Source organism: Phormidium sp. CCY1219, from assembly GCF_055795085.1.
Window position 1 is genome coordinate 1 of sequence record NZ_JAYFEQ010000481.1, and the last position, 5631, is coordinate 5631.

6 protein-coding genes are annotated in these 5631 nt (G+C 53.0%); 2 read left to right on the forward strand and 4 right to left on the reverse strand.

All coding sequences use genetic code 11. The features are described from left to right. Positions 1-105: 105 nt before the first annotated feature. The 3 genes from AC0QH1_RS12375 to AC0QH1_RS12385 form a co-directional block, all read right to left on the reverse strand. Positions 106-2655, reverse strand: coding sequence for a BamA/TamA family outer membrane protein (locus tag AC0QH1_RS12375; RefSeq protein ID WP_324631438.1), 2550 nt, complete (start codon positions 2653-2655; stop codon positions 106-108). 132 nt (positions 2656-2787) lie between these two features. After that, positions 2788-3519, reverse strand: a complete 732-nt coding sequence (purC, locus tag AC0QH1_RS12380) for a phosphoribosylaminoimidazolesuccinocarboxamide synthase (RefSeq protein WP_324631439.1) — start codon at positions 3517-3519, stop codon at positions 2788-2790. 78 nt (positions 3520-3597) lie between these two features. Continuing rightward, positions 3598-3807 (reverse strand): hypothetical protein, encoded by a 210-nt coding sequence (locus AC0QH1_RS12385; RefSeq protein WP_324631440.1) that lies wholly within the window; start codon positions 3805-3807, stop codon positions 3598-3600. A gap of 20 nt (positions 3808-3827) precedes the next feature. On the opposite strand from AC0QH1_RS12385, the gene folB reads away from it, so the two are divergent. After that, positions 3828-4199 carry a dihydroneopterin aldolase gene (gene folB, locus AC0QH1_RS12390; RefSeq protein WP_324631441.1) on the forward strand — a complete coding sequence of 124 codons (372 nt, stop codon included), beginning with the start codon at positions 3828-3830 and terminating at the stop codon, positions 4197-4199. 230 nt (positions 4200-4429) lie between these two features. Next, on the forward strand, positions 4430-4954 hold the full coding sequence (gene folK / locus AC0QH1_RS12395; protein WP_324631442.1) for a 2-amino-4-hydroxy-6-hydroxymethyldihydropteridine diphosphokinase: 525 nt from the start codon (positions 4430-4432) through the stop codon (positions 4952-4954). Positions 4955-5096: 142 nt separating this feature from the next. Here the strand turns inward: folK and AC0QH1_RS12400 are convergent, their stop codons facing one another. Continuing rightward, positions 5097-5555, reverse strand: coding sequence for a hypothetical protein (locus tag AC0QH1_RS12400; RefSeq protein ID WP_324631443.1), 459 nt, complete (start codon positions 5553-5555; stop codon positions 5097-5099). Positions 5556-5631 lie beyond the last annotated feature (76 nt).

Consider the following 5631-nt stretch of genomic DNA (forward strand, 5'->3'; position numbering starts at 1 on the left):
TTTAGGCTGGTCAGGTGGTTAGAAGTACAAGCCCCTGGCTTTAGACATGGGGTTGGTTTCTACGGAGTCCCTGACCGATTCTCTCAACTTTCAACCCTCAATTGGCTAGAATCGCTCCCCGAGACCAAAGTGGAAGCGAGTATTTCCTTCATCATTAATCGCGTAGTCCACTCGGATCGGGCCGATGGGGGACTGAACTCGCACCCCCACGCCGTACCCGAAACCACTGCCCGGTTTGTTCCGGACCTCTGCCGGTTCGCCGGGAACGTCTTGCCCGGTTCCCAGATCCGTGGCGGCATCGAAAAACAGCGCCCCGCCCACCACACTAAAAATCGGGAATCGATATTCTACGCTTCCTTGCAAGAAACTACGACCGGTGCCGAGTTCCCCTTCATCATAGCCGCGAACCGTGGTGGTGCCGCCCAGGGAAAAGGCTTCATACGGCGGCAAATCGCCAATCACCGTGCCGCCTTGGAAACTTAAAGCAATGGTTTGCGCCCCTTCGGAGAATTGAATCCAATCGATGGGAATGTAGTAGTTATAACTGCCGCGCAAGCGATTGTAGAAAATGCTGCCGAGTCCCACCGGAACCGTTTGTTCGCTGCTCAGGCGCAGCACACTGCCAGCGGTGGGTTGCAAACGAGAGTTGCGCCGATCGCGCACGGCACTGAATTGCAACCCGAGCAGATCGTCTTCCCCATCTCCGCTAAAGCTTAAATCGTTTCCGAGTTCGTCTTCTGCCTCGATATCGCCGTCGGAATCGCGAATGCTGACGCGCTGATATTTCAATCCTAACGACGCCCGCCAGTCATTTTCCAGGGGACGGGAAAAGGTGACGCCGCCGCCTAAGCGCAGAATCCGAGGGCGATCGCCATTGTCTAACTCCACTTCGGGATCCCCGCCATCAAAAATAAACGAAATCGATCGCCGTCGGAACAAATTCACCGTGTAAGAGGTGCGGTAGGGATCCCCGGCAATCCAAGGATCCGTAAAATTCACGTCGAATAAAAATTCCCGCTGACCCACCTGCACCTCGGCCCCGAGTTTCAGGTTGCGACCTAACAGGTTTTGCTCTTGCACGCTGACGGTCCCGAATAGTCCGGTGGCGGAACTAATCCCGGCCCCGGCGGCGATCGAGCCAGTGTTTTTCTCCAGCACGTTCACCACCACCACCACGTTGCGCGGGTTCTCTCCGGGGTTGAGGGAAATCTGCACGTCCTCAAAAATCCCCAATCCAAACACCCGCTGCAAGTCTCGTTCGATGACTTGCCGATTGAAAACTTCCCCTGGCTCTAAGTTGAGTTCGCGGGTGATGATGTATTCCTTGGTGCGTCCGGTAATCGGTTGCCCTTCGGCGTCTACGATTTCTCCTTCTTCATTGATAAAGCGGATTTCAATCTCTTCGACCACCCCTTCTGCCACTTCCAGGATGACGGTGCCATCTTCTTGCACCTGCGGGGTGTCGATGACTTGGGCCAAAACGTAGCCATTTTGCTGATACCACTCGTTTAATTCGCGGATGCCCCGCTGAAATTCTCTCAGGTTGAGAATTTCGCCGTATTGTTCGCCGAAGATGCGATCGACTTCGGCGGGGGGAAGCACTTGATTGCCCCGAATTTGCACCTCGCTCAGCACCGGGTTGGGTTCCACCACAAAGGTGACGCGCACGCCGAGAGGGGTATCTTCGGGTTCGGCGCGAACGTTGGAAAAATAACCGGTGGCAAAGATGGCGTTGATGTCTTGTTGCAGTTGGGAACGGGTGGTGGTGCGCCCGGGAGTTAAGGAGATGACGTCATATACGATGTCTTCGAGTTCTCCCGGCGCGCCGCTGACCACTACTTCCGCCACCAAGACTTCCGGTTCGGGTTGTTGGGGGGCGGGGGGTTCGATTTGGGGGAAGGTGGGTGGGGGTGTGGGCCGATCGCCTGGGTCTGGCGCGGGTTGGGGGGCGGGTGTGGGTTCCGCCGGTGGACTGTCTTCGGGAATCACCGGGCGGGTGTCTTCTTCCCTTGGCCGATCGCCCGGTTCGGGTTCGGCGGTGGGCGGTTGCTGCCCGAGAAAGTCTCTCTGGCTCAGTTGTGCCGCGATCGGATTGGTCGCTGCTTGATTCCAGGCGGCAATTCCCGGTTCGGGTAACGGTGGGGTGGTGAGAATCTCAGCGCCGGATTGTTGTTGGGCGCGGTTCGCGTGAGTGGGGATATCCTCCCCTTGCATCCCTTCTGGGTGCGTGACCTCCGGTTCTCGGAGGGCTGAATTTTCCCCTGGGATTGCCACGGCACTGATGGAGGGCAATTCTGTTTCTGAGAGGTCTGGGATGAGGGGGAAGTCCGGATTCTCGCTCTCGATTTCCCCATTGTTGGGGTCTGGTTCGGCGAACGGCCCGATTTCGGCAGTTTCGCTCACCCACTGGTCTAATGGGGGCGCTTCCCTGGCGAGGGCACACATCGCATCGTCGTCACAAGGGCGATCGCTTGCTTCCGCCGCTTCTGTGTGGGGAGTTCCAGTGTCTGCTGGGGTGGCTGTTGACTCTCCCGCCTCTAAAGGTCGATCGGGATTTGAGGACAAGTTGTCCGGGGTTTGTCCTCGGGTGGGGTTAGAAAAACTGAGGAGGGCTGAAGCCGCAACAACAGCCGACAAAACTGGAGATAAGCGCATTTTTTTTATCGTTTTGGGCAGTTTCACACAAGACCAGAAAAAGGATACAAGAGCTAGTCGCCGGAATTAGTAAATCCCCGCATTTTTTCCTCGGTTTTTTGCGGGGGTGATGTGAATGGTGGCGACTGTAGGTTAGGTGTTGAGTAGAGACTGCACCCTTTGAAGCACTTGCTGATAGGCATTTTCTACGGAACCTAAGTCTTGACGGAAGCGGTCTTTATCCAGGACTCGTGCCTTGGGATCCGTTTCCTCAGCGTCCCACAGTCGGCAAGTGTCGGGACTAATTTCGTCGGCGAGGATGAGGTTTCCATCCGCGTCTATGCCAAATTCGAGTTTAAAGTCCACCAGGGTAATGTGACACTCGCGGAAAAATTGGCAGAGAATTTCGTTGATTTGCAATGCCATTGTCCGGAGTCGCTCGAGTTGTTCTGGGGTGGCGAGTTCTAGGAGTAATAGGCGATCGCGGGTTAAAAGGGGGTCGTTGAGTTCGTCTTTTTTATAGAAGAATTCAACTAGGGGATGTTTCAATATGGTGCCTTGGGGAATGCCGGTTTGTTTGCACAAACTTCCGGCGGCGATATTTCTGATGACGACTTCTAAGGGGAGAATCTGCACCCGCCGCACTCGCATGTCGGTGGGAGAGGTTTGCTCGATAAAATGGGTGGGAATGCCTTTGGACGAGAGGAGTTTAAATAAGGCGGTGCCAATGGTGCAGTTAATTTCGCCTTTGCCTACGATGGTGCCTCGCTTCTGGGCGTTAAAGGCGGTGGCATCGTCTTTAAAGTGGGACAGCAAGACGTCGGGGTCTTGGGTGGTATAGAGGATTTTGGCTTTTCCTTCGTAGAGTTTTTCGGTTGCAGACATAAGTATTTCCGGTTGACGATGAATGCCCCTGCTGGCAAGGATGCCACAGGTGGCGCAACGGTCAGTCGCTCAATCATTTTATCCCTCTGGGGGGAGAACGATCGCCCAATCCCTGCGCTTCGGGGATGTAATGCTGTGGGCATGCGTGCCCGCCGATGGGACAAGGGTGGGGTAAGGTCCCCCGGTTTGAGGTAGGATAATTAAGGCGATCGCTGTCTCTGGTGAGTTGTAGCACCCCTGCTGTGCAATATCGGCAGGTAAAATGGCGATCGCGCTTGCATGAGACATCTGAACGAATTTGGGACAACATGGACGCGATTGAAATCACGGGTCTGCGCTATTACGGCTATACGGGTTACTTTGCTGAGGAACGATTTCTCGGTCAATGGTTTGAGGTGGATTTGACTCTGTGGGTGGATTTGTTGGCGGCGGGCAAGAGCGATCGCCTGGAAGATACTTTGGATTATCGCCAAGTGGTCGATCGGGTGCGCGAAACGATCGAATCTTCTAAGGTGAATACGATTGAATATTTGGCGGCGCAAATTGCTCGTTCGCTTTTGCAATGCGACGATCGCTTGGGTAAAATTCGCGTTCGATTGACAAAGGTTTCGCCGCCTATTCCGGATTTTCCGGGCAACATTGCGGTGGAAATTATCCGCGAAAAAGAGGATTCTTTTTAACGGGGGCATCGAGGAGGAATAGTGGCGATCGAATGGATTCTGTCGTGGTTCGGCGGGATACCCTGGCGTCCTGCCGCCCCGTTTGTATGGTAAGGTTGGAAAATGCTCTCTTGCGGCAATTTCTCCGAGCGGGTAGGTAGACACGCAAGCAATCTGCCCGGTTGAGCTGCATTGACTATCCCTACCTGAGTGAAAAATGAGCAATATTTGATAATTTTTGCGGGAGATTTATGGTGGATCGTTCGGAACAATCGGCGAGAACAAACAGCACTCTCAGTGGGATCGCCCTCGGGAGTAATTTGGGGGACTCCCTCGCTACTTTAGAAGATGCTCTCAATACTTTGGAGGCCCTTCCGGGGATTACGTTAAAAGCGCGATCGCGGTGGTACAAAACTGCACCCATCGGTCCGTCGCAGCCGGATTATTTGAATGGCTGCGCCCTGTTAGATGTAACCCTCTCGCCCCAAGAATTACTCGCCACTTTGCTCGCGGTTGAAAACCAGTTTGGTCGCGTTCGAGAAGAACGTTGGGGACCGAGAACTTTAGATTTAGATGTGATTTTATTTGGGGATTTAATCCTGGACTCCCCGGAATTGCAAATCCCTCATCCGCGCATGCGAGAAAGAGCTTTTGTGTTAGTCCCATTGGCAGAAATTGCCCCGGATTGGATCGAACCGGTTTCTCAATTGACGATTAGCGAATTGCTGCAAAAGGTGGATGCTTCTGGGGTTAAGTTAGGAGGCGATCGCCCCTAGTGGTGGGGGCGATCGCTTGAGAGCTAATCTGATACCCAAGTCCCGGCGCAAGCAAACGCAAGCTCTTCCTCAGTGGGGAAATTTTCATGCAAGCGTTTGTCCGCCGGATTGACTATCTTTCTTGCTTGTTAGTCGGTTGCCTTTACAGGAGACTGAGGGTCTCTAAAACCGCTCTAACTTTAGACACTTCATGGGTTCTCATAACGTCGGTTTTTCCTAATGCCGCAAATACTGCCGAGAAAACTTGGGCACTTCTGACCTCTTCTCCAAAAATCTCCAAGGCTGAGGGAACTTGATTGAAAACCGGAAACCCTAATTTTCTCAGTCGAAACGTATTTAAAAGGGTTTTGATTTGATATTCCATCCGATTCGATACATAGTCGTATTGAAAGTAGAAATTAGTGTATCCTAGTCCAACGGCTGGATCTATAAAAATTTTATTGACGCCAAGCTTTGTGGCTTTTTCTATTTCCCGAGCGAAATAATCGTAGACGGCAATTATTGGATCTTTCGCTGACTCGAAGTCAAATTCTCCCAGCTCTCTTGCGTGTTCTCCTTGTTGCAGGTAACAGATGATTATGGCAGCATCGAAATCAGCCACCACGAAAAAAAAGATGGAAGAATGGGAGCCGCGTTACTTTAGTACGCGGAGGAAGTTCGACTCAGGCGGTTTTAAC

Bases quoted from the DNA above. Each gene is read 5' to 3' on its own strand.
- AC0QH1_RS12375 (WP_324631438.1), bottom strand. From the start codon at position 2,655: ATGCGCTTATCTCCAGTTTTGTCGGCTGTTGTTGCGGCTTCAGCCCTC.
- purC (WP_324631439.1), bottom strand. From the start codon at position 3,519: ATGTCTGCAACCGAAAAACTCTACGAAGGAAAAGCCAAAATCCTCTAT.
- AC0QH1_RS12385 (WP_324631440.1), bottom strand. From the start codon at position 3,807: ATGTCTCATGCAAGCGCGATCGCCATTTTACCTGCCGATATTGCACAG.
- folB (WP_324631441.1), top strand. From the start codon at position 3,828: ATGGACGCGATTGAAATCACGGGTCTGCGCTATTACGGCTATACGGGT.
- folK (WP_324631442.1), top strand. From the start codon at position 4,430: ATGGTGGATCGTTCGGAACAATCGGCGAGAACAAACAGCACTCTCAGT.